The sequence below is a fragment of the Streptomyces sp. NPDC052301 genome, from assembly GCF_044593395.1.
Classification (GTDB): Bacteria; Actinomycetota; Actinomycetes; order Streptomycetales; family Streptomycetaceae; genus Streptomyces.
In genome coordinates this window covers 483474-504156 of record NZ_JBIUBE010000006.1, presented here as the reverse complement: position 1 = coordinate 504156, position 20683 = coordinate 483474, and the positions used below count along the sequence as shown (strand labels likewise).

At 72.5% G+C, this 20683-nt stretch carries 23 protein-coding genes; 12 read left to right on the top strand and 11 right to left on the bottom strand.

What is annotated here, in order from left to right:
* The first annotated feature begins 48 nt into the window (after positions 1 to 48).
* From ACIHEJ_RS20040 to ACIHEJ_RS20020, 5 genes are all read left to right on the top strand, one after another.
* Positions 49 to 1395: a PLP-dependent aminotransferase family protein gene (locus ACIHEJ_RS20040; protein WP_400137248.1), complete on the top strand. Its 1347-nt coding sequence runs from the start codon at positions 49 to 51 to the stop codon at positions 1393 to 1395.
* A gap of 65 nt (positions 1396 to 1460) precedes the next feature.
* The gene (locus tag ACIHEJ_RS20035) at positions 1461 to 1832 is read left to right on the top strand and encodes a VOC family protein (protein ID WP_400137245.1); all 372 of its coding nucleotides are present in this window, start codon (positions 1461 to 1463) and stop codon (positions 1830 to 1832) included.
* Between the two features lie 68 nt (positions 1833 to 1900).
* The gene (locus tag ACIHEJ_RS20030) at positions 1901 to 2383 is read left to right on the top strand and encodes a helix-turn-helix domain-containing protein (protein WP_400137242.1); all 483 of its coding nucleotides are present in this window, start codon (positions 1901 to 1903) and stop codon (positions 2381 to 2383) included.
* A gap of 79 nt (positions 2384 to 2462) precedes the next feature.
* Entirely contained in the window at positions 2463 to 3053 is a 591-nt protein-coding gene (locus ACIHEJ_RS20025; RefSeq protein WP_400137239.1) for a hypothetical protein, read from the top strand.
* A 119-nt stretch (positions 3054 to 3172) separates the two neighbouring features.
* Positions 3173 to 3517, top strand: a complete 345-nt coding sequence (locus ACIHEJ_RS20020) for a DUF2516 family protein (RefSeq protein ID WP_400137236.1) — start codon at positions 3173 to 3175, stop codon at positions 3515 to 3517.
* Positions 3518 to 3559: 42 nt separating this feature from the next.
* Here ACIHEJ_RS20020 and ACIHEJ_RS20015 read toward each other — a convergent pair whose 3' ends face one another.
* From ACIHEJ_RS20015 to ACIHEJ_RS20000, 4 genes are all read right to left on the bottom strand, one after another.
* Complete coding sequence (locus ACIHEJ_RS20015) at positions 3560 to 4861, bottom strand: PP2C family protein-serine/threonine phosphatase (RefSeq protein ID WP_400137233.1); 1302 nt, start codon at positions 4859 to 4861, stop codon at positions 3560 to 3562.
* A gap of 281 nt (positions 4862 to 5142) precedes the next feature.
* Positions 5143 to 6219: a C40 family peptidase gene (locus ACIHEJ_RS20010; protein WP_400137230.1), complete on the bottom strand. Its 1077-nt coding sequence runs from the start codon at positions 6217 to 6219 to the stop codon at positions 5143 to 5145.
* A gap of 273 nt (positions 6220 to 6492) precedes the next feature.
* Positions 6493 to 7281 carry a class I SAM-dependent methyltransferase gene (locus ACIHEJ_RS20005; protein WP_400137227.1) on the bottom strand — a complete coding sequence of 263 codons (789 nt, stop codon included), beginning with the start codon at positions 7279 to 7281 and terminating at the stop codon, positions 6493 to 6495.
* Between the two features lie 103 nt (positions 7282 to 7384).
* A complete protein-coding gene (locus ACIHEJ_RS20000; RefSeq protein WP_400137225.1) occupies positions 7385 to 8086 on the bottom strand; it encodes an LAETG motif-containing sortase-dependent surface protein in 702 nt (233 codons plus the stop codon).
* A gap of 345 nt (positions 8087 to 8431) precedes the next feature.
* Here ACIHEJ_RS20000 and mshA point away from each other — a divergent pair, with 345 nt between their 5' ends.
* The 3 genes from mshA to ACIHEJ_RS19985 all read left to right on the top strand — a co-directional run bounded on the left by mshA (position 8432) and on the right by ACIHEJ_RS19985 (position 12027).
* The gene (gene mshA, locus ACIHEJ_RS19995) at positions 8432 to 9769 is read left to right on the top strand and encodes a D-inositol-3-phosphate glycosyltransferase (RefSeq protein ID WP_400137222.1); all 1338 of its coding nucleotides are present in this window, start codon (positions 8432 to 8434) and stop codon (positions 9767 to 9769) included.
* Positions 9762 to 10262, top strand: a complete 501-nt coding sequence (locus ACIHEJ_RS19990; protein WP_400137219.1) for a YbjN domain-containing protein — start codon at positions 9762 to 9764, stop codon at positions 10260 to 10262. Before mshA ends, ACIHEJ_RS19990 begins: the two co-directional genes overlap by 8 nt.
* 103 nt (positions 10263 to 10365) lie before the next feature.
* The gene (locus ACIHEJ_RS19985; RefSeq protein ID WP_400137216.1) at positions 10366 to 12027 is read left to right on the top strand and encodes a glycosyl hydrolase family 28-related protein; all 1662 of its coding nucleotides are present in this window, start codon (positions 10366 to 10368) and stop codon (positions 12025 to 12027) included.
* On the opposite strand, the gene ACIHEJ_RS19980 is transcribed toward ACIHEJ_RS19985, so the two are convergent.
* Positions 12006 to 12806, bottom strand: a complete 801-nt coding sequence (locus ACIHEJ_RS19980) for an AraC family transcriptional regulator (protein WP_400137213.1) — start codon at positions 12804 to 12806, stop codon at positions 12006 to 12008. The two genes, ACIHEJ_RS19985 and ACIHEJ_RS19980, sit on opposite strands and share 22 nt — an antisense overlap.
* Before the next feature lie 49 nt (positions 12807 to 12855).
* Here ACIHEJ_RS19980 and ACIHEJ_RS19975 point away from each other — a divergent pair, with 49 nt between their 5' ends.
* Complete coding sequence (locus ACIHEJ_RS19975; protein WP_400137210.1) at positions 12856 to 13296, top strand: DUF2000 family protein; 441 nt, start codon at positions 12856 to 12858, stop codon at positions 13294 to 13296.
* A 44-nt stretch (positions 13297 to 13340) separates the two neighbouring features.
* On the opposite strand, the gene ACIHEJ_RS19970 is transcribed toward ACIHEJ_RS19975, so the two are convergent.
* A complete protein-coding gene (locus ACIHEJ_RS19970) occupies positions 13341 to 13814 on the bottom strand; it encodes a carboxymuconolactone decarboxylase family protein (protein ID WP_400137207.1) in 474 nt (157 codons plus the stop codon).
* Positions 13815 to 14940: 1126 nt separating this feature from the next.
* On the opposite strand from ACIHEJ_RS19970, the gene ACIHEJ_RS19965 reads away from it, so the two are divergent.
* Positions 14941 to 15150 (top strand): hypothetical protein, encoded by a 210-nt coding sequence (locus ACIHEJ_RS19965; protein WP_400137205.1) that lies wholly within the window; start codon positions 14941 to 14943, stop codon positions 15148 to 15150.
* A gap of 55 nt (positions 15151 to 15205) precedes the next feature.
* Here ACIHEJ_RS19965 and ACIHEJ_RS19960 read toward each other — a convergent pair whose 3' ends face one another.
* Positions 15206 to 16459, bottom strand: a complete 1254-nt coding sequence (locus ACIHEJ_RS19960; RefSeq protein WP_400137202.1) for an MDR family MFS transporter — start codon at positions 16457 to 16459, stop codon at positions 15206 to 15208.
* A gap of 176 nt (positions 16460 to 16635) precedes the next feature.
* Here ACIHEJ_RS19960 and ACIHEJ_RS19955 point away from each other — a divergent pair, with 176 nt between their 5' ends.
* On the top strand, positions 16636 to 17397 hold the full coding sequence (locus tag ACIHEJ_RS19955; RefSeq protein WP_400137199.1) for a phosphoglyceromutase: 762 nt from the start codon (positions 16636 to 16638) through the stop codon (positions 17395 to 17397).
* A gap of 183 nt (positions 17398 to 17580) precedes the next feature.
* Here the strand turns inward: ACIHEJ_RS19955 and ACIHEJ_RS19950 are convergent, their stop codons facing one another.
* The 4 genes from ACIHEJ_RS19950 to ACIHEJ_RS19935 all read right to left on the bottom strand — a co-directional run bounded on the left by ACIHEJ_RS19950 (position 17581) and on the right by ACIHEJ_RS19935 (position 19604).
* Positions 17581 to 17787, bottom strand: coding sequence for a hypothetical protein (locus tag ACIHEJ_RS19950; RefSeq protein WP_400137197.1), 207 nt, complete (start codon positions 17785 to 17787; stop codon positions 17581 to 17583).
* Between the two features lie 251 nt (positions 17788 to 18038).
* Positions 18039 to 18461 (bottom strand): arsenate reductase ArsC, encoded by a 423-nt coding sequence (locus tag ACIHEJ_RS19945; RefSeq protein ID WP_400137194.1) that lies wholly within the window; start codon positions 18459 to 18461, stop codon positions 18039 to 18041.
* 25 nt (positions 18462 to 18486) lie between these two features.
* Positions 18487 to 19311 carry an aquaporin gene (locus ACIHEJ_RS19940; protein ID WP_400137191.1) on the bottom strand — a complete coding sequence of 275 codons (825 nt, stop codon included), beginning with the start codon at positions 19309 to 19311 and terminating at the stop codon, positions 18487 to 18489.
* Positions 19224 to 19604, bottom strand: coding sequence for an ArsR/SmtB family transcription factor (locus ACIHEJ_RS19935; protein ID WP_400137188.1), 381 nt, complete (start codon positions 19602 to 19604; stop codon positions 19224 to 19226). Before ACIHEJ_RS19935 ends, ACIHEJ_RS19940 begins: the two co-directional genes overlap by 88 nt.
* 79 nt (positions 19605 to 19683) lie before the next feature.
* On the opposite strand from ACIHEJ_RS19935, the gene ACIHEJ_RS19930 reads away from it, so the two are divergent.
* On the top strand, positions 19684 to 20148 hold the full coding sequence (locus tag ACIHEJ_RS19930) for an ArsI/CadI family heavy metal resistance metalloenzyme (RefSeq protein WP_400137185.1): 465 nt from the start codon (positions 19684 to 19686) through the stop codon (positions 20146 to 20148).
* The last annotated feature ends 535 nt before the right edge of the window (positions 20149 to 20683 follow it).

Genomic DNA, 20683 nt, shown 5'->3' with positions numbered 1-20683 from the left:
CGATTCGCTCTCATTGCACTCGGTGCAATGCTGTGGTTGGGTGGGCGCGTGAAGGACTACCAGAGCGTCGCCGACACGGTGGCCGAGGAGATCGCGGCCGGTGCCCTCCGGCCCGGCGACCGGCTTCCCCCGCAGCGTGAGTTCGCGCGGCGGCACGGCATCGCCGGCTCCACGGCCACGCGCGTGTACCGGGAACTGGCCCGCCGCGGCCTGACCGTGGGCGAGGTGGGGCGCGGCACCTTCGTCCGCGCGGTGTCCGCGGGGCCCGCGCCCGGCGCCTCCGCGCTCACCGAACCCGCCGACGGCCGGATCGACCTGGAGCTCAACTATCCGGTCGTACCCGAGCAGAGTGCCCTCCTCGCCGACGGTCTCGGCGAGCTGCTGCGGCCCGACGCCCTGGGCGCGGTCCTGCGGCCGGTCGGCGCGTCGGGCCCGGAGGCCGTTCAGGAATCCTCCGCCGACCTCCTCGCCGCAGGTCACTGGCGCCCCGACCCCGCGCGGATCCTGTTCGCGAGCGGAGGCCGGCAGGCGCTCAACGCCGTCGTCTCGGCCCTGGTGCCGCCGGGCGCGCGGCTCGGCGTCGAGGAGCTGACGTACCCGGTCGTCAAGGCCGTCGCCGCCCGGCTCGGCATCACCCTGGTCCCGCTGGCCATGGACGGTGCCGGGCTGATCCCGGAGGCCGTCGAGGAGGCCCACGCCGCCGCCCCGCTGCACGCCGTCTACGTCCAGCCGAGGCTGCACAACCCGCTCTCGCTCTCGATGCCCGCGCAGCGCCTGGAGCGGCTGGCCGACGTGCTGCTGAGGCTCGGGATCCCCGCGGTCGAGGACGCCGTGTGGTCCTTCCTGCGCGACGAACTGCCCCCGCTCGCCGCGTACGCCCCCGAGCGGACCGTCCTGATCGACAGCCTGAGCAAGCGCGTCGCCCCCGGTCTGAACCTCGGCTTCGTGGTGGCGCCCGAGGCCCTGGCGGGCGAGATCGTCGCCGCCCTGCGCTCGGGTGGCTGGGTCCCCGCGCGGTTCGCCCTGGAGGCAGCCCACCGCTGGCAGCGGGCCGGCACCGTGCGCAGGCTCGTCGAGGCCAAGCAGCGGGACGCGGCCGTGCGGCAGGAGACGGCGGCGGCACACCTCGCCGGGTTCGCCGTGCAGAGCGACCCGCGCTCGTACCACTGCTGGTGGCGGCTGCCCCGCCCGTGGCGCGCGGACACCTTCGTCGCCGCCGCCGCGCGGCACGGCGTCGGCGTGGCGCCCGCCGCCGGGTTCACGGTCGGCGCCCACCACGCCCCGAACGCCGTCCGCCTCGGTCTCGGCTCCCCCCGCCCGGAGGCCCTCTCCCGGGCCCTCGCCACTCTCGCCCGACTCGCCCGCTCCGCACCGGAGGACCTCGTCACCGACTGACCCCGCCCCGGTCCCCGGTAGCGTCCCGTACGGCAAGGAAGTCCACTGGCCGACCCGGAGGTGCCATGTCCCCGCAGATGGAACTGGTCGCGATCACGCTCGACTGCCCCGACCCGGCGGCCCTGGCGGCGTTCTACCAGCAGGCCACCGGCTTCGAACCGCACCCGAAGTCGGACGCCGACTTCGCCGGTCTCACCCGCGCGGACGGGCTCTTCATCGGCTTCCAGCGGGTCGAGGACTACCGGGCGCCGAGCTGGCCCGACCAGGTCGTCCCCCAGCAGTTGCACCTCTGCTTCGCGGTCGGGGAGGACCTGGACGAGGCCGAGGCCCGGTTGCTGGAGCTCGGCGCGGGCAAGCCGGATCTCCAGGCGGGCGGGGACAAGTGGCGGGTTCTCACCGATCCCGCTGGGCACCCGTTCTGCATCACCACGCGCTGAGCCGGACGCGACACACTCTTGCAAGCGGATGCTTGCAATTGTTAGCGGCGGTGGGGCAAGGTGGAGGCATGGCATCGCTGAACGTCGGCAACCTCGGTGACTACCTGCGCGAGCAGCGGCGGAACGCCCAGCTCTCGCTGCGGCAACTCGCCGACGCCGCCGGCGTGTCCAATCCGTACCTGAGCCAGATCGAGCGCGGGCTGCGCAAGCCCAGCGCGGAGGTGCTCCAGCAGGTCGCCAAGGCCCTGCGCATCTCCGCCGAGACGCTGTACGTCCGCGCCGGGATCCTCGACGCCGAACGGGACCGGGACGAGGTGGAGACCCGCGCGGTCATCCTCGCCGATCCTTCGCTGAACGAGCGGCAGAAGCAGGTGCTGCTGCAGATCTACGAGTCCTTCCGGAAAGAGAACGGATTCGGGGGCGGCGAACCGGCGGCGGACGAGGACGGCGCACCGGTCACGGAGGCCGCGGCCGGCGACAGCGCCGTGCGCGGCACCCGCACGGCCGGCGTGGACGATGCCGATACAGGCCCGCGGCGGACGGCCGGATGAGCCGGACCAGGGCTCCGGCCGCCGCGCCGCGGACCACACCAACCTCAGCCGAACGCGAATCCGGGAGGACCTGATCACCATGGCCATCACCGACGACCTGCGCAAGACCCTCAGCGACCCGACTCCGCTCTACTTCGCCGCCGGCACCGCCGACCTCGCCCTCCAGCAGGCCAAGAAGGTGCCCGCCCTGGTCGAGCAGCTGCGAGCCGAGGCCCCGGCCCGCATCGAGGCCGTGCGCAACACCGACCCGAAGGCCGTCCAGGAGCGGGCCGCGGCCCGGGCCAAGGAGGCGCAGGAGACCCTGCAGACCAAGGTCACCGAGTTCATCGGCACCCTCGACGTGGACCTGAAGAAGCTCGGCGAGAGCGCCCAGGACCTGGCCCTGCGCGGGGTCGGCGTCGCCGCCGAGTACGCGGTCAAGGCCCGCGAGGCCTACGAGAAGGTCGCCGAGCACGGTGAGCAGGCCGTGAAGGGCTGGCGCGGCGAGGCCGCCGAGGAGATCGAGGACCTGGCGATCGCCGTCGAGGGCAAGCCCGAGCCGGTCCAGGCCGAGCCGAAGCCGGCCGACGACGAGGCCGAGACGGCCGCGGACAAGAAGGCCGCCGCGAAGAAGGCTCCGGCCCCCCGCAAGGCCACCGCCACGAAGAAGACGACGCCGCCGGCGAAGTGACCGGCAGAGCCGCCGACGGGCCGGGCACCACTGGGGTGTCCGGCCCGTTCTACGGGTACGGTTGCCGCGTACGGCGCGTACGGCGGGCAGGGATCGGGAGACAACGGGCGGTGGGCAGCATGCTGATGTTGGGCTTCGACGGGTTCATGGGGCTGTTGAAGATCGTCCTCATGGCCCTGGCCGCGTTCGGCCTCTTCGACGCCGCGTTCCGGCGCGAGGACGCCTTCCGCGCGGCCGACAAGCAGAACAAGGTGTTCTGGCTGATCATCCTCGGCATCGCGCTCGTGGTCAGCGCGATGTTCTCGATCCTCGGCATACTGCCGGTCGCCGGCCTGGTCGCGAGCATCGTCTACATCGTCGACGTACGCCCCGCGCTCAGGCAGGTCTCCGGCGGCAACGGCTGGCGCCGCCGCCGCGGAAGCAGCAGCGACGGCCCCTACGGCCCGTGGAACGGCGGGCGCTGACAGCTCCCCGGCGGTCGGTGGGCCACCCCTTGCGGCGAGCGCCTACGGCGCCCGGTCCAGCAGCACCACGGCGACATCGTCCGTCAGCTCACCGCCGTTGAGATCCCGCACCTCACTCACCGCGGCCCGCAGCAGCGCCTCCCCGCGCAGCCCCTCGGACAGCTGCCGACGGATCATCTGCACCATGCCGTCCTGACCCAGCCGCTCCCCGTCCGTGCCGACGCGGCCCTCGATCAGCCCGTCGGTGTACAGCATCAGGCTCCACTCGGCGCCCAGCTCCACCTGCATCCGCGGCCAGCGGGCGCCGGGCAGCAGCCCGAGGGCGGGGCCGTTGTTGTCGTACGGCAGCAGCCGGGCCGTCCGGCCCGGGCGGGCGAGCAGCGGGGCCGGGTGACCGGCCAGGCACAGGCCCGCGCGGCGGCCGTCGGGGGCGATGTCCACCGTGCACAGCGTCGCGAAGATCTCGTCGTCGGCGCGCTCGTGCTCCAGCACCTCCTGCAGCGTGCTCAGCAGCTCGTCCCCGCACAGCCCGGCCAGCGTCAGTGCGCGCCAGGCGATGCGCAGCTCCACGCCGAGCGCGGCCTCGTCCGGGCCGTGGCCGCAGACGTCGCCGATCATGGCGTGCACGGTGCCGTCGGGCGTGCGGACGGCGTCGTAGAAGTCGCCGCCGAGCAGGGCCCGGGAGCGGCCGGGGCGGTAGCGGGCGGCGAAGCGCAGCGCGGAGCCGTCCAGCAGCGGGGTGGGCAGCAGCCCACGCTCCAGCCGGCGGTTCTCCTGCGCGCGCAGCCGGCCCTCCGCCAGCCGCCGCTCGGCGCTGTCGGACCGCTTCCGCTCCACCGCGTAGCGAATGGCACGGCTGAGCAGCCGGCCGTCCAGCTCGTCCCGGAACAGATAGTCCTGGGCGCCGACGCGCACGGCCTCGGCGCCGCGCTCGGCGTCGCCGGAGGCGGTCAGCGCCAGCACGGCGTGCCGGGGCGCGAGCTGCAGCACGTGCTTGAGCACGGCCAGCTCGTCGTCGGCGTCGCTGCCCCCGGGCGCCGGGAGCGCGAGGTCCAGCAGGATGCAGTGGACGTCGTCGGTGAGCAGCCGCTCGGCCTCGGTGAGGTTCCGGGCGGTACGGACACGGATCGGCTTGCCGGACGAGTCCAGCAGGTCGGGCACGATCGGCGAGGCCGCCGGGTCGTCCTCGATCAGCAGCAGGGTGAGAGTGGCGCCGGTGCCGCTGGTGGGCGTGGCGTCGCGGTGGGCCTCTTCCTTGAGGGGGCCGCCGACTGCGGTGGCGGCCTGCGCCTGACCACTCTCCACGGCCGGGATCGCTCTCTGCCGCGGTACGGGTACGGGCATCGTGTTGGGTTCCTTCCCTCCCCCCGAGGGCACGGCGGCGTCGAGGGGTCTCGAGCCACCGACCGGGACCATAGCGGGTGCTCCCACCCCGATGGAATGGTGTGAGCCGCGTCGCTCGCGCGCAGGCCGTTGTCATATGCCGCGTTCCATACCGCAGTTGGACACCCCGCCCGACGAGCGGGGATGACGAAGCTCACGTCGGCCCCCGGTTTTGCGGGAGGTTGGTGGTGGACTGGGTCACATGGCGCACATCACGGGGACATGTCGGGAGATGACCTGGCTCACGCGTCGGGCCGTACGACCCCCAGGATCGGCATCGAACCGGCGCCCGCGACCGTCACGGTCCGCCCCGGGCGCGGGGCGTGGATGATCGCGCCGTCGCCTACGTACATCGCGACATGGCTGGCGTCGTCGAAGTAGATGATCAGGTCGCCGGGGCGCATGTCCTTCACGTCGACGTGCTTGAGCTGCTTCCACTGCTCCTGCGAGGTGCGCGGGATGGGGTGGCCGGCCGCGGCCCAGGCCTGTGAGGTCAGGCCGGAGCAGTCGAAGGAGTCCGGCCCCTCGGCGCCCCACACGTACGGCTTGCCGAGCTGGCCCGTGGCGAACGTGACCGCCTTCTCGCCCTGCGCGGAGGCCTTGCCGTGGATCCTGTCGAGGATGCCGGTGTCCAGCCACTTCGTCTGTGCCTTCAGGGCGGCCTGCTGCTCCAGCTGGTCGAGCCGCTCCTTCTCCTTCTTCTCCAGCTTCGATTCCAGCTTCTGCGCGGCCTCGATCTGCTGCTGGATCTTCTTCTTGGCCGTGGCCTTGGCCTTGCGCTCCGCGTCCAGCTTCTTCCACTGCGCGGAGGCGTCGTCGGCGTAGTCCTGCAACTCCTGCTGGGTGCCGGTCACTTCGGTGATCAGCTTGTTCGTCGCCCGCTGGCCCTGGAGCGTCAGGCCGGCCCCGTCCAGGAACTGGCCCGGGTCGTTGCTGAGCAGGAACTGGGCGGTGGGCGGCAGTCCGCCGGTGCGGTACTGGGACCGGGCCGCCGCGCCCGCCTGGTCCTTGAGCCGGGCCAGCTTCCGCTGCCCGGCGTCGATCTTCTTCGCCAGCTCGACGATCTCGGCGGACTGCTTCTTCGCCTTCTCCTCGGCCGCGTTGTAGGCGTCGGTGGCGACGGCCGCGTCGTGGTAGAGCCCGTCGAGCTTCGCGCGGACCTGTTCGAGGTCCTTGCTCTGCGGGGGAGTTGCCGACCCGCTCGGCGTGGGTGTGGGTGTGCGCGCCGACGCGAACGCCGTGCCGGGCGCCGCGAGCACGGTCACCGCGCAGACCACGGTCAGGGCAGCCGTGAGCAGGCCGCGCTCGCCCGTACGCATACCTCGTCCCCCAAACTGATTTACCGTCAGTAACTTGCGGTCGCCTGAGGGATCGTGCCACGGCCGCGCGCAAAGCGACAGAGGTCGTCCGAAGTCGGATTTCCCCCTTCACCCGCCCGTACGAACGATCTCCTCGCCGATGTGACGAACGACGCACGGAGATCGTTCCGTTCGCGGCGCACGGCGCACGGCGGTGCACATCCCGGGAGCCCCGGGAGGGAAAGGCGGCTGCACATCGGCCGGGTCGCCTCCCGGCCCCGGCCCCGGACCGCCTCAGCCGACGCCCGGCGCCAACGCTTCCCAGGACACGGTCAGTTCGCCCTGCCGCCAGCGGGCCGGGGAGTCCGTCACCGGCCAGTCGGCCGTCAGGTCCCGTACCGTGCGCAGCCAGCGCTGCCGGGCGCCGTAGGCGGCGTAGGGCGCGGCGGCGGCCCAGGCGCGGTCGAAGTCGCGCAGGAAGGCGTGCACCGGCTCACCCGGCACGTTCCGGTGGATCAGCGCCTTCGGCAGCCGCTCGGCGAGGTCCGAGGGGCGGTCCAGGGAGCCCAGCCGGGTGGCGAAGGTGACCGTCCGCGGGCCCTCCGGGCCGAGCGCCACCCACACGTGCCGCCGACCGATCTCGTCGCACGTGCCCTCGACCAGCAGCCCGCCGCGCGACCCGCCGCCCCCCGGGGCGAGCCGCGCGCACAGCCGCTCCCACACGGCGGCCACCTGCTCCTCGTCGTACTGGCGCAGCACATTGGCGGCCCGGATGAGCAGCGGGCGCCCGGGGACGGGGACCTCGAAGCCGCCGTGCCGGAAGTCCAGCCCCTCCCGCTCGTAGGGCCGGGCCGTCGCCACCCGCTCCGGTTCGATCTCGATGCCGACCACGCGCGCGCGGGGTGCGACGGTACGCAGCCGCCCGAGCAGCTCGACCGCGGTCCAGGGCGCGGCGCCGTAGCCGAGGTCGACCGCCACCGGGTCGGCGGCGCGCCGCAGCTCGGCGCCGTGCGTGGCCGCGATCCAGCGGTCCATGCGGCGCAGCCGGTTGGGGTTGGTCGTCCCGCGGGTCACCGTTCCCACGACGGGGGTCCCCGCGCTCGGGCGAAGCCGAGGGTGGGGGAGGGATGCGGCGCGGGCTCTCATGCCTACGAGGGTAAGCGGGGCACGGAGGCCGGCGACGGGCTCAGCGGGAGCCGTGGGCCGCCTTGCGACGCAGCGCGACGACGATGCCGGCACCGGCCGCCACCAGCGCGGCCGCCCCACCGGCGATCACCGGGGTGGTGCCGGAGGCGCCGGTCTCCGCGAGGTGGGTGCCGCCGCCCGCGGGCGACGGGGCGCTCGACGGGGCGCCGCTCACCACGGGAGACGCGGCGGCGCTGCTGCTGCTCCGCGCCGGGCTCGGGGTGGCGGACGGCACCGAGGAGGAGTCGTCGGACGGCGACGCCGACGCCGAGGGGGAGGAGCTCTCGGCGGGCTCGCAGCTGAAGTCGTCCGGGACGACCACCGGCGGCTCGAGGTCCTCGTCGACCCGGTCACCGGCCTTGACGTGGACCACGAAGGTCTCACCGGCGTACCAGTCCAGCGGGTGCAGGTCGACGTCCACGCCCTGCGCGGTCGGGTGGCCGATCGTCGCGGAGTCGACGTCGCGCTCCCCGCCGGGCATGCTCAGCTCCACCTTCAGGGTGACGGTGGCCGGGGTGCCGGAGCCGTCCTTGTCGGTGACGCGGATGACGGGCTTGCCGGTGCTGTCGCAGGCGGGGGCGGCGGAGAAGTCGGCGATGCTGCAGGCGAGCGCGGTCTGGGCGGCGGCGACGGAGAGCGCGGCCGCGGCGGCGGACGTGGCTGCGACGCGGGCGGCCCGGGCGGCGCGGTGGGAGAGAGGCACGCTTGTCCTTCAGGTACGAGGGGGACAGTCGACAGGGAAGCGTCTATCGGGCCTGTACGTGTCCTGTCAAAGGTTGTATCGCCGCAGGTCAAAGCTGACTCAAAGGCCCCTCCGGGTCGGGTCAAGCACGGGCCTTGCCGGTCGTGGGCCTGCCGGTCGTGGCCGTCCGGCGACCGTGCGCACCCCCCGCGTATCGAACGGTTGAGCGTATGGCGGTCATGATTGGGTAAAGCCGCTTGATCGGGGCTCGATCAGGAATGGCAGGGCACCCGCTCACTGTTGCACCCCGTCGGAGGGCGAGGTCGGTCCTCCGTTCGGCATGCCCGCAGCAAGGAGGACAGCCAGGTGAGCCAGTACGTCAGCAGGCTCGGGCGACGCTCCCCGTCAGTCGCCCCCCGGCTCCGGCTGCTCCGCAGGCCCCGCCGGGTCGCCATGCTCTCCGTGCACACCTCGCCGCTCCACCAGCCCGGTACCGGCGACGCCGGCGGCATGAACGTCTACATCGTGGAGCTGGCCCAGCGGCTGGCCGCGCACGGCATCGAGGTGGAGATCTTCACCCGGTCCACGGCCGGCGGGCTCCCCCCGTCCGTCGAACTGTCCCCCGGCGTCCTCGTCCGGCACGTCGACGCGGGCCCCTACGAGGGCCTCGCCAAGGAGGAGCTCCCGGCCCAGCTGTGCGCCTTCACGCACGGCGTGATGCAGGCCTGGGCCGGCCACCGCCCCGGCCACTACGACCTCGTCCACTCCCACTACTGGCTCTCCGGCCACGTCGGCTGGCTCGCCGCCCAGCGCTGGGGCGTCCCTCTGGTGCACGCCATGCACACCATGGCCAAGGTCAAGAACGCCAACCTGGCCGACGGCGACACCCCCGAACCCGCCGCCCGGGTCATCGGCGAGACGCAGATCGTCGCCGCGGCCGACCGTCTGATCGCCAACACCACCGAGGAGGCCGACGAACTCGTACGGCACTACGCGGCCGACCCCGCCAAGGTCGCCGTCGTGCACCCCGGGGTGAACCTGGACCGCTTCCGCCCCGCCGACGGCCGTGCGGCGGCCCGCGCCCGGCTCGGCCTGCCCCAGGACGCCCTGGTCCCCCTCTTCGCGGGCCGCATACAGCCCCTGAAGGCCCCGGACGTCCTGCTGCGCGCGGTCGCCGTCCTCCTCGACGAGCGCCCGGAGCTGCGCTCCCGCATCGTCGTCCCCGTCGTCGGCGGCCCCAGTGGCAGCGGCCTCGCCAAGCCGGAGGGACTGCAGAAGCTCGCCGCCCGGCTCGGCATCGCCGATGTCGTCCGCTTCCGTCCGCCGGTCGGCCAGGAACAGCTCGCTGACTGGTTCCGCGCCGCGTCCGTCCTGGTCATGCCCTCCTACAGCGAGTCCTTCGGGCTGGTCGCGATAGAGGCGCAGGCCGCCGGCACCCCGGTGCTCGCGGCCTCGGTCGGCGGCCTCCCGGTGGCCGTGCGCGACGGCGCGACCGGCTTCCTGGTCGAGGGCCACGATCCGGCCGACTACGCGCGCGTGCTGCGCCGGTTCGCCGACGAACCGGCCCTCGCGGCGACCATGGGGGAGGCCGCCGCCCGGCACGCCCGGTCCTTCGGCTGGGACGCGGCCGCCGCCACCACCGCCGAGGTCTACACGGCCGCGACCCAGGCCCACCGCCGTCGCGTACGCTCCCCGCATGGGTGATGTCGAGAAGGCCGGGCAGGTGCTGGAAGGCGTCTTCAAGGACGCCGAACTGGAGTGGGAGAGCCCCGAGCCCGGGACCTACGTGGTCAAGCTCCCCGGGACACGCAAGCTGTCCACGACGGTCTCCTTCCTCGTCGGCCGCCACTCCCTCTCGCTCAACGCCTTCGTCATCCGCCACCCCGACGAGAACGAGCCGGGCGTCCACCGCTGGCTCCTGGAACGCAACCTCAAGCTGTACGGCGTGAGTTACGCCGTGGACCGGCTCGGCGACATCTACGTCACCGCCCGCCTGCCCCTGGCCGCCGTCACCGCGGATGCGATCGACCGCCTCCTCGGCCAGGTCCTGGAGGCAGCCGACGGCGCCTTCAACACCCTTCTGGAGCTGGGCTTCGCCTCCTCCATCCGCAAGGAGTACGCCTGGCGGGTCTCCCGCGGCGAGTCCACGCGGAACCTGGAGGCGTTCATGCACCTGATCGACCGCCCGGCGGACTGATCACGCCGCACCTCTTCCCACCCCCCTCCTGGCAGTGGCATGCTCACCGCCAACGCATTCCTGAACGTTGTTCATATACATGACTGTGATGGGGTGGCTGGACATGATTCACGGGCACATCGGCAGGCGGACGCTCCTCGCCGGCGCCACGGCAGTGGCCCTCGGCGCGGCGACCGGCGCGACGGCCGGCACCGCGCAGGCGGCCGAAGTCGCCTCCCTGTGGCGCGAGTTCACCCGCAACCCCGACACCCACCCGCAGATCCCGTGCATCGGCCGGTCCGGCTACCGCGGCGGAGCGACCCGCTTCCCCCGCCCCCGCGTCGTCGCCGACGTCACCGACCACGGCGCCGTCCCCGACGGCAGCACCGACTGCGCCCCCGCGATCAACCGTGCCATCGCCGCCGCCGGACGGGCCGGCGGTGGCACGGTCACCATCCCGCCCGGCACCTACCGCATCGACGACCTGATCCGCATCGGCGACTCGAACGTCGTCCTGCGCGGCGCCGGCAGCGGCCGTACGACCCTGTACGCGACGAAGAACCTCACCGAACTGATCGGCCCCTACGGCTCCCGCTACGGCGGCGACAAGTCCTCCTGGTCGTGGGCAGGCGGACTCATCTGGCTGGCCCCGAGGGCGCGTTGGGACTCCCTGGTGGCCGCCGTCCGGTCCCGCGCCTGGCCCTTCGAAGGCTGGACCGGCAACAAGCGCGACGAGTGGACCACCCTCACCGCCGTCGCACCGGCCCGCCGGGGCGACCGCACGATCACCGTCACCGACCCCTCCGGACTGCGCCCGGGCCGGCTGGTCCTGCTCCGCCTCGCCGACGACGCCACCCACACCCTCCTGCAGCACATGGCGGGCGGCGGCCCCGGCCCGGAGTCGTACGTCTGGGACGACAAGACCAAGCTGCTGTCCTACGTCCCCTACGAATGGCCGGTCCGCATCACCCGCGTCCACGGCCGGCGTGTCACCCTCGAACGGCCACTCCCGCTCGACGTACGCCCCGAGTGGGACCCCCGGCTGACCACGCACGTACCGGAGCTGACCGGCTCGGGCGTCGAAGGTCTGACCCTGGAGGCGGTGGAGACGCCGCAGTCCCCGCACCTCCTCGACAAGGGCTACAACGGGGTCGTCCTGCAGTGCGCCTACGACTGCTGGGTGGACGACGTCACGGTCCGCCACGTCGACAACGGCTTCGGCCTGGTCGCAGCCTCCGCCTGCACCCTGCGCGGCACCCGGGTCGCCGGCCGCGGCTCGCACCACCCGTACTTCTGCCGCGAGGGCTCCCACGACAACCTGGTCGAGGACTTCACGATCGAGGAGCGCACGGTCCCCGCACCCCCCGGGACCCAGCTGCACGGCATCAACGTCGAAGGCCTCTCCTCCCACAACGTCTGGTCACGCGGCGACATGCGGATGGGCACCTTCGACAGCCACCGCGGCCTGCCCTTCGCGAACGTCCGCACCGACATCACGGTGGACAACGACGGCCGCCACGGCGGGGACGCGAGCGCGGGCCCGCTGTTCGGCGCCCGCTTCACGCACTGGAACATCCGCGTGACCAACGGCCGCGCCGGACTGATGAAGATCGACGGGCTGGCCCCCTGGTCGGCGACCGTCGGCCTGAACACGGTCACGGAGTTCGACCAGACCGACGTGCCCGACTTCACCGGCGACCTGCACTCCCGCCTGGAGCTGTACGGCACCACGGACGCCGTACGCCCGCGCAACCTGTACGAGGCTCAGCGGGCGCTGCTGCGGTAGCGCCCCGGGGTCACCCCGACCAACTTCTTGAAGTGCCGGGTGAGATGGGCCTGGTCGTAGAACCCGGTGGCCGGGGCCACCTCGCCCGGCGCCAGCCCGTCCAGCAGCAGCCGCCGGGCCCGCCCGACCCGCCGCGACATCAGGTACTGGTGCGGGGCGATGCCGTACGCGCCGCTGAACGCCCGCACCAGATGGGCGGGATGGGCGTGCAGCAGCCGTGCGGCCTCCTCCAGCGAGACCCCGTCGACGACCCGGGTGTCCAGCAGCTCCCGCAGCCGGCGGCCGAGCGCGGGGTCCCGGCGCGGGGTCACCGGCTCGGCCCGCCGCCGCAGATGGTCCCGCAGCCGCTCCCCGACGAGGACCAGCCTGCTCTCCGCCTCCAGCTCGTCCCCGGGCCGGGCGAGCGCGGAGTGCAGCTGTCCGACCCGCAGCCGCAGCACCGGGTCCCGCAGATCGGGCCCGTCCACGGCCGGGCCGATGAACTCGTCCCCGAGCCGGCTGCTGTCGAGGTACACGACCCGCTTGCGGAAGCCGTCCGGGGTGGCCGGCGAGCCGTTGTGCGGCACGTGCGGCGGGAGCAGGCTGACCGTGTCGTGCGGGGTGCCGTGCTCGTGCCGGTCCAGGTCGTACCGTACGGCGCCGTCGTCCACGATCAGCAGCGTCCACGCGTCGTGGACGTGCATCGGATAGGCGTACTCGGTGAAATGAGCGTGGAAGACCTCGACGACACCCGGGACGCGCGGGCGCCAGGCGGTGACTTCTCGCTGGTCGGCGGCCACGCAAAAAACGTACAAGACCCGCTGCCCGGCCGCCCGGCAGTCTCACTGCATGAACACCGAACCGACCCGCCCCGAGCCCGTCCGCTTCGACACGAAGATCGCCGTGCTGCTGCGCGAGGACCTGGAGCCTTGGCAGCGTCTCAACGTCACCGCGTTCCTGGTCAGTGGCCTGGGCAGCCAGGTCCCCGAGGTGATCGGCGAGCCCTACGAGGACGCGGACGGCGTCGGCTACCTGCCGATGTTCCGCCAGCCCGTGCTGGTCTTCGAGGGCGGCAAGGAGACTCTGAGGGCGGCGCACGACCGGGCACTGAGCCGGTCCCTGCCCCGCGCCGTCTTCACCGCCGACCTGTTCGCCACGGGCAACGACCGCGACAACCGCGCGGCGGTGCGTGCGGTCCCCACGGCCGACCTGGACCTGGTCGGGCTGGCGGTGTACGGGCCGCGGAACGGGGTGGACAAGGTGCTGAAGGGGTCACGCATGCACCCGTGACACGCATGCACCCGTGACCCCTCGCTGCCCGTCGTCCCGGTCCGTCAGCCGAACATGCCGGGCACGTAGTCACCGGCGGGCTGCTGCACGATGACGTTCGCGCGGTTGTAGGCGTTGATCAGGGCGATGAGGGCGACCAGCGCGGCGAGCTGGTCCTCGTCGTAGTGCTTGGCCGCGTCCGCCCAGGCCTCGTCCGTGACCCCGCCCGCAGCGTCGGCGATCCGGGTGCCCTGCTCGGTCAGCTCCAGGGCGGCCCGCTCGGCGTCGGTGAACACCGTCGCCTCCCGCCAGGCCGCGACCAGGTGCAGCCGGGTGGCGGACTCGCCGGCCGCGGTGGCGTCCTTGGTGTGCATGTCGGTGCAGAACGCGCACCCGTTGATCTGACTGGCCCGGATCTTCACCAGTTCCTGCGTGGCAGGGGGCAGCGCGGAGTCCCCGATGACCTTGCCCGCCGCGTTGAAGTGCTTGAAGAGCCGGCCGGTGACGGAGTTGGTGTGGAGGTTCAGGCGAGCGTCCATGGTCTGCTCCTGTGTGGTTGCCGCTGCTTACACCTCTCTGACGGGAGGGAGCGCGCAGATGTGACACGGCTGGGTGTGACGCGCGCCACGTCTCAGGTGGGGGCGGTCGACCGAAGGGGTGGACATCCCCTTCACTCGGCCCAAGCCCGTCGGCGTCTCCCCGGACGCGAGGCCGCCTGCCGCCACATTGGCGGTCAGCGCCATCGCATCGAACGGGAGGCAAAGGTGCGCTGACCCCCTTCTCGAAGCCACTGGGCCGTACGGATCTCGCTCGCCCTGGCGGCCGTCCTCGGCCTTCTCTCCGCGACCACGGCGCACGGGGCGGAAAGCAGGCCGGCCATGCCGAACCGCTCGGCCAGGGCGGCCGGCTCCGGGGACGAGGAGTCGTCGAGCACGTACGCCCCTGCCCGGACCGCGCTCGGTGAGGCGCCGCACATGCGTCCAGGTGTTCCGCAGCACGTCGACGGGCTCTCCGCACACCGGCAACAGCACGGCGACCGAGGGATACACCGTCGGACGCCGGCTCTCCACCTGCCGGCGGTGGGCCGCCAGGTCGAAGTCCCGGGTGAAGCCGGACCGTCCCCGCTCCGGCGTCGGGGAGATCAAGGCTCACGGTGGTGCTCCTCCTCGGCTGGGGTGGGACTCGGCTGGGCGGGGATCACCTCCCGCCCCAGTCAGTCGGCCCGTGAGAAGCGCGCGGGAGTGGGCCGCCTGCTGCACGGGCCACCCGGAGGAAGGAAGCGCCGAGGGGCGCGAACGGGTCCGTGAACGGAATCTGCACAGCCTGTCCGCATCCGCGGGCCGGGAGGGTTCCATTGGTGCGGGGTTGTCCCGGTCGTCGCGGCGGTGGCCGTACCCGCGGTGCCCCGGCGGGGCCCGGCATGTGGAGAAACTGGCCCCGGCGCGTGACCGAGTCCGCACGGATGGGTCACCGGTCGTCACCAACGGGCCGGGTGCGGAAGGCGGTTGACTGGATGCCCGGTGCGCTCCGTGGTTTGATCGCTCGCGCCGTCGGCATCGCGCCACCGTGGCCTGAAAGGGCGGCGCACGCCTGCGGCCGAAGCCCCCGCCCGTCCCCGGCGGGGTCGCTTCCCCTTGTGGACCACCCATGCGAAGGGCAGTTGTCATGAACTCCGCTCACCAGGTACAGACCCGCGAGATCGCGGACGCCGAACTCGACGGCGTCTCCGGCGGCCTGAGCCCCGAATTCGGTCTCACCGTCGACTCCGTGACCCTCGGCAGCGCCGACGCGCTGTCCCAGCTCGACGCCGTCAAGGGCGAGGCGCTGGGCGCCCTCGGCCAGCCCCACCAGATCGGCGTGAACGCCGCCTTCTGATCGCCGCACCGAGCCCCCTGCCCGCGCGTTCGCCGGCGGCAGGGGGCTCGGCCGCTCAGCCGGCGCGGACCTCGGCCCCGGCCTCGGCCTTCGGGTCGGCCACGGCCGGACGCCGCGGCGGCAGCCGCCGCATCAGCACCCCGTACCCGACCCCCGCGACCGTCCCCACCGCCGCGCACGTCGCCCACAGCCATGCCGCGCCGAGCCGGTCGATGACCGCGCCCGACATCAAGGGCGCGACCAGCGAGGCGACGGCCCAGGACAGGGTGTACATGCCCTGGTAGCGCCCGCGCCCGTGGACCGGTGACAGCAGGACCACCAGCCCGGTCTGGGTCGGCGCGTTGACGATCTCGGCGAGGGTCCACACGCACACCGTGAGCATGAAGACGCCGACCGACCCGGCGAAGGCGGTGAGCCCGAAGCCGTAGCCCGCGAGGAGCGAGGAGACGACCAGCAGGGTGCGTGGGTCGCGGTGCTCGATGAACCGGGTGACGGGGATCTGCAGGGCGACGATCAGGATGCCGTTGACGGCGATGGCCAGGCCGTAGTCGGCGGGCGAGAAGCCGGCCCGCCCCATGGCCACCGGCAGTCCGACGGACCCCTGCTGGAAGACCAGCGCGACCAGGAAGGACAGCCCGACGACGGCCATGTACCGCCCGTCGCGCAGCACTGTCCCGAGGCTGACCTCGGCATCGTCCTGCCTGGCCGTGGCCGCGGGCCGCGACTCGGGCAGCTTGGCGAAGACGACGAGGGCGCAGGCCAGGGTCATCCCGGCCTCGATCAGGAACCCGGCGAGATAGCTGAACTCGGCGATGAACCCGGCGGCCGTGGAGGAGACTGCGAAGCCGAGGTTGATGGCCCAGTAGTTGAGCGAGAAGGCCCGCACCCGGTCCTCGGGCCGGACGATGTCCGCCATCATCGCCTGCACGGCCGGCCGCGAGGCGTTGGTGGCCATGCCGACGGCGAAGGCGACGGCCGCGATGGCGGCCGGGTCGGTCATGAACCCGAGCAGCGCGACGGAGCCGGCGGTGGTGGTCTGCGCGATGAGAAGGGTCGGCCGCCTGCCCAGCCGGTCGGCCATCACCCCGGCCCCCAGCGAGGAGACGACCCCGCCGAGCCCGTACAGCGAGGCGACGAGACCGGCGTAGGAGGCGGAGTACCCGCGGTCGAGGGTGAGGTAGAGGGCCATGAACGTGGCCACGAACGCGCCCAGCCGGTTGATCAGGGTGCTGGTCCACAGCCACCAGAACTCACGGGGGAGCCCCGAGACGGTCTCCCGGGCGGCACGTCTGAGACCGGCGGCGGACATGACAGAACCCCCATGAAGACACAGCACCCCGATAGGGCGCTGTAAGTGACTGACGCGGTAGGCACAACTTACCCGCACCGGTCGGCCGTCGGCCCCCCGATTAACAGAGGCCGTCAATCGTCCACCCACCGGCCGGTCCGGGCAGCGCCCCGAACACGTGGATTACGCTCTGACCCATGGCCGACGCACCGTACAAGCTGATCCTCCTCCGCCACGGCGAGAGCGAGTGGAACGCGAAGAACCTGTTCACCGGCTGGGTGGACGTCAACCTGAACGAGAAGGGCGAGAAGGAGGCGGTCCGCGGCGGCGAGCTGCTGAAGGACGCCGGACTCCTGCCCGACGTGGTCCACACGTCCCTCCAGAAGCGCGCGATCCGCACGGCCCAGCTGGCCCTGGAGGCCGCGGACCGCCACTGGATCCCGGTCCACCGCAGCTGGCGCCTGAACGAGCGCCACTACGGCGCCCTGCAGGGCAAGGACAAGGCGGCGACGCTGGCCGAGTTCGGCGAGGAGCAGTTCATGCTCTGGCGCCGTTCCTACGACACCCCGCCCCCGCCGCTCGCCGACGACTCCGAGTTCTCCCAGTTCGACGACGCGCGCTACGCCACGCTCCCGCCGGAGCTGCGCCCGCGGACGGAGTGCCTGAAGGACGTCGTCCACCGGATGCTGCCGTACTGGTTCGACGACATCGTGCCCGACCTGCTGACCGGCCGCACGGTTCTGATCGCGGCCCACGGCAACTCGCTGCGCGCCCTGGTCAAGCACCTGGACGGCATCTCCGACGCCGACATCGCGGGTCTGAACATCCCGACGGGCATCCCGCTGTACTACGAGCTGGACGCCGAGTTCAAGCCGGTCACCCCCGGCGGCAAGTACCTCGACCCGGAGGCCGCCGCGGCGGCGATCGAGGCGGTCAAGAACCAGGGCAAGAAGAAGTAAGTTTTTTGATCATGCCCCTGAGCTGCGCTTTCGGCGCGGATCAGGGGCATTTTCGCGGTCTGGGACCTCTCTGGGACCTCAGCCCGTGTGATCTTGCGGGCGGAGAGCCTGGCCGAGAGCCTTCCGGGCCCGCTCCCCGGGAGCGCCCCGCGGCGCGCGTGGCTGCGGGGCGCCTTGTGGGGTTCAGTCAACCGCCTCCCCGTCGTGCGTACCGCCCTTGCAGACGTTGTCCGCCAGGTCGGCCATTCCGCCGCCCTGCTTGCACTCGGAAGGGGTGACGGAGGAGGGCGCACCATGTGTGGCGGCGGTGGCGGTGGCTGCGCCTGAGAGGCCGAGTCCGGCGAGGGCTGCCGTGGCGACGACGGCGGCGACGATTCGTCCGATGCGCATGTGGTTCCCCTTTCACGGATTGCCTCGGTTGGGGCACTAGCCAGCTTGATCTTCACCCATGTGGGTGGCACGTCCTGTTGCGCCATTCGGGTGACATCGCCGACGGGCGCGGGGTCGGTGACGCGACCCGTCGGACAGGCCCGCAGGGGGCGGCGTCCGCAACCGGCCCTCTGCTGAGAGCCGTGTTGACCTGCGGAAACGTGCCCTTGGTCGCGGAGTGGCCGGACGCTGCGGACGCTATTTTTGCGCGCTCACACCCGGTTCGCCGGGGTGATCTCGTCGAGCAGGACGCGGATGCGCCTTTCGATCTCGTCGCGTATGGGGCGGACGGCGTCGACGCCCTGTCCGGCCGGGTCGGGAAGCGTCCAGTCGAGGTAGCGCTTGCCGGGGAAGACGGGGCAGGCGTCGCCGCAGCCCATCGTGATGACCACGTCGGACGCCTGGACCGTCTCGACCGTGAGCACCTTGGGCACCTCGGCGGAGATGTCGATGCCTGCCTCCGACATCGCTTCGACGACGGAGGGGTTGACGGCGTCGGCGGGCGCGGAGCCGGCGGAGCGGACCTGTACGCGGTCGCCCGCGAGGTGCGTGAGGAACGCGGCGGCCATCTGAGAGCGCCCGGCGTTGTGGACGCAGACGAAGAGCACGGAGGGACGGGTGGCGGGGGTGTTCATGGCCGGTGTCTTTCTGGCGGGCCGGTCAGGGGAGTGTGGGGGCGAGTTCGGGTTCGCCGTGAAGAGGGGCGGGAGCGGTCTGTGGGGGTGCTGGGCGGCCGAAGACGGCGAGCACCAGTCCCAGCCCCACTCCGGCACCCACCAGCTGGGCGGCGATGAACGGGGCGAGCGAGCCGGGGGCGATGCCGGCGAAGGTGTCGGTGAAGGCGCGGCCGATGGTGACCGCCGGGTTCGCGAACGAGGTGGAGGACGTGAACCAGTAGGCCGCGCCGATGTACGACGCCACGGTCACCGGGCCGAAGCGGGCGCGGCCCGTGCGGGCCGAGCCGAAGATCAGCAGAATCAGCCCGGCGGTCGCGACCACCTCGCCCAGCCACAGGTGACCGGCGGAGCGGTCATGGGTGGACCACCGGACGAGCGGCTTGCCGAACATGGCGTCGGCCAGGAGGGCACCGGCGACGGCTCCCGCGATCTGGGCCGGGATGTAGGCGGCGACGTCCCGTGCGCTCGGTCCGTCCGCGCTGCGGCGGCCGGTGAACCAGGCCGCGAGCGTGACGGCGGGATTGAAGTGCGCACCGGAGACCGGCCCCAGGAGCACGATGAGCACGCCCAGGCCGAAGACCGTGGCCAGCGAGTCGGCCAGCAGCTGCACGCCGGCGTCCCGGGTCAGCTCGGTGGCCTGGATGCCGGCGCCCACGACCACCGCGACCAGGGCGGCCGTTCCCACGGCTTCGGCGACGGCCCGGCGGCCGAGCGGGGCGCTCACGCGGTCGCCTCGGCCGTCTGTGACGCCTTCAGGAAGGCGGCGAGCCGGTCGAGGGTGGCGGGCAGTGCCCAGTAGTGGACCCATGTGCCGCGCCGCTCGCAGTCGATCAGACCGGCCTGCCGCAGCAGCTTGAGGTGGTGGGAGATCGTCGGCTGGGACAGGTCGAAGGCCGGGGTCAGATCGCAGACGCAGATCTCACCGCCCGCTCGCGAGGCGATCATCGACAGCAGACGCAGCCGTACCGGGTCGCCCAGCGCCTTGAACAGCTTCGCCAGCTCCACCGCCTGGTCCTCGTCCAGGGGAGCGGTCACCAGCCCCGGGCAGCACGCGCCGTCCTCGTCGCTCTGTCCGAGCACCACAAGCTTTTGCTTCGACATGCGTCTATGTTGACATCCTTCGATTCAAGTCACAAGCTTGATTCGACAGACATCAATGCAAGCAGATGGGTGCCCTGCCATGTCCCGTGCTCAGCTCGCCCTGCGTGTCAGCGACCTCGAAGCGTCGATCACCTTCTACTCGAAGCTGTTCGGCACCGAACCGGCCAAGCGGCGCCAGGGCTACGCCAACTTCGCCATCGCCGAGCCCCCGCTCAAGCTCGTGCTCATCGAGGGCGAGCCCGGTCAGGAGACCCGGCTCGACCACCTCGGTGTCGAGGTCGAGTCCACCGCCCAGGTCGACGTCGCCACCAGCCGGCTCAGGGACGCCGGCCTGGCGACCTTCGAGGAGAACGACACCTCCTGCTGCTACGCCCTCCAGGACAAGGTCTGGGTCCACGGCCCCGGCAAGGAGCCGTGGGAGGTGTACGTCGTGAAGGCCGACGCGGACACCCTCGGCAAGAGCGCCGACCCGCACGCCACCGGCGACGGCTGCTGCACCGGCCAGGCCGCCGGTGACGTCTCCGCGTCAGCCGGCTGCGGCTGAGTCCACGGATCGGTGGGCCGGCTCTCCGCCCTGTCAGCCGGTGCAGCCCGGCACGGCGATGGGGCTGCCGGCGCAGTTGGTGGGCGTGTTGCCCTTGACCCGGGACGACGGGATGGTGACCGCGCCGCCGTCTTGAGGACGCCGCCCGGGGCGGCGGCCGTGTTGTTGTTGACGTTGCTGGACATGACGGTCGTCGTGCCGCCTCCGAAGTCGGCGACGCCTCCGGCCCGCCCGGCCCTGTTCTCGTTGAGGTTGGTGTCGACGATGCGCAGGACTCCGTCGTCGGCCGCGCCGCCTCCGGCACCGCCGGCCGTGTTGTCGATGATGCGGCGCACGGCAGTTACGGGCCGCAGAGGGATGTCCGCCCGGACGGTGTAGCCGTTTCCGCCCGACGGCGGACAGGGGGACACCCGGCACTCAGCCGCACGGCCCATTCCGGCGTCCCGCCACCGGCGACGGGGTGCGACCAGGTCTGTTGCCTCATCACCTTGCGGGGCCGGAAGTACTCGACCGGCATCGCTGCGCCCTCCAGGAC

Excerpts from the sequence above, each read along its gene's own strand:
- ACIHEJ_RS20035 (WP_400137245.1), top strand. The coding sequence starts at position 1,461 with ATGTCCCCGCAGATGGAACTGGTCGCGATCACGCTCGACTGCCCCGAC.
- ACIHEJ_RS19985 (WP_400137216.1), top strand. The coding sequence starts at position 10,366 with ATGATTCACGGGCACATCGGCAGGCGGACGCTCCTCGCCGGCGCCACG.
- ACIHEJ_RS20025 (WP_400137239.1), top strand. The coding sequence starts at position 2,463 with ATGGCCATCACCGACGACCTGCGCAAGACCCTCAGCGACCCGACTCCG.
- ACIHEJ_RS19930 (WP_400137185.1), top strand. The coding sequence starts at position 19,684 with ATGTCCCGTGCTCAGCTCGCCCTGCGTGTCAGCGACCTCGAAGCGTCG.
- ACIHEJ_RS19940 (WP_400137191.1), bottom strand. The coding sequence starts at position 19,311 with ATGGGTCCACTACTGGGCACTGCCCGCCACCCTCGACCGGCTCGCCGC.
- ACIHEJ_RS19975 (WP_400137210.1), top strand. The coding sequence starts at position 12,856 with ATGAACACCGAACCGACCCGCCCCGAGCCCGTCCGCTTCGACACGAAG.
- ACIHEJ_RS20020 (WP_400137236.1), top strand. The coding sequence starts at position 3,173 with ATGCTGATGTTGGGCTTCGACGGGTTCATGGGGCTGTTGAAGATCGTC.
- ACIHEJ_RS19990 (WP_400137219.1), top strand. The coding sequence starts at position 9,762 with ATGGGTGATGTCGAGAAGGCCGGGCAGGTGCTGGAAGGCGTCTTCAAG.
- ACIHEJ_RS19935 (WP_400137188.1), bottom strand. The coding sequence starts at position 19,604 with ATGTCGAAGCAAAAGCTTGTGGTGCTCGGACAGAGCGACGAGGACGGC.
- ACIHEJ_RS19965 (WP_400137205.1), top strand. The coding sequence starts at position 14,941 with ATGAACTCCGCTCACCAGGTACAGACCCGCGAGATCGCGGACGCCGAA.
- ACIHEJ_RS19950 (WP_400137197.1), bottom strand. The coding sequence starts at position 17,787 with ATGCGCATCGGACGAATCGTCGCCGCCGTCGTCGCCACGGCAGCCCTC.
- ACIHEJ_RS19955 (WP_400137199.1), top strand. The coding sequence starts at position 16,636 with ATGGCCGACGCACCGTACAAGCTGATCCTCCTCCGCCACGGCGAGAGC.
- ACIHEJ_RS20030 (WP_400137242.1), top strand. The coding sequence starts at position 1,901 with ATGGCATCGCTGAACGTCGGCAACCTCGGTGACTACCTGCGCGAGCAG.
- ACIHEJ_RS20010 (WP_400137230.1), bottom strand. The coding sequence starts at position 6,219 with ATGCGTACGGGCGAGCGCGGCCTGCTCACGGCTGCCCTGACCGTGGTC.
- ACIHEJ_RS19945 (WP_400137194.1), bottom strand. The coding sequence starts at position 18,461 with ATGAACACCCCCGCCACCCGTCCCTCCGTGCTCTTCGTCTGCGTCCAC.
- ACIHEJ_RS19970 (WP_400137207.1), bottom strand. The coding sequence starts at position 13,814 with ATGGACGCTCGCCTGAACCTCCACACCAACTCCGTCACCGGCCGGCTC.
- ACIHEJ_RS19960 (WP_400137202.1), bottom strand. The coding sequence starts at position 16,459 with ATGTCCGCCGCCGGTCTCAGACGTGCCGCCCGGGAGACCGTCTCGGGG.
- ACIHEJ_RS20015 (WP_400137233.1), bottom strand. The coding sequence starts at position 4,861 with ATGCCCGTACCCGTACCGCGGCAGAGAGCGATCCCGGCCGTGGAGAGT.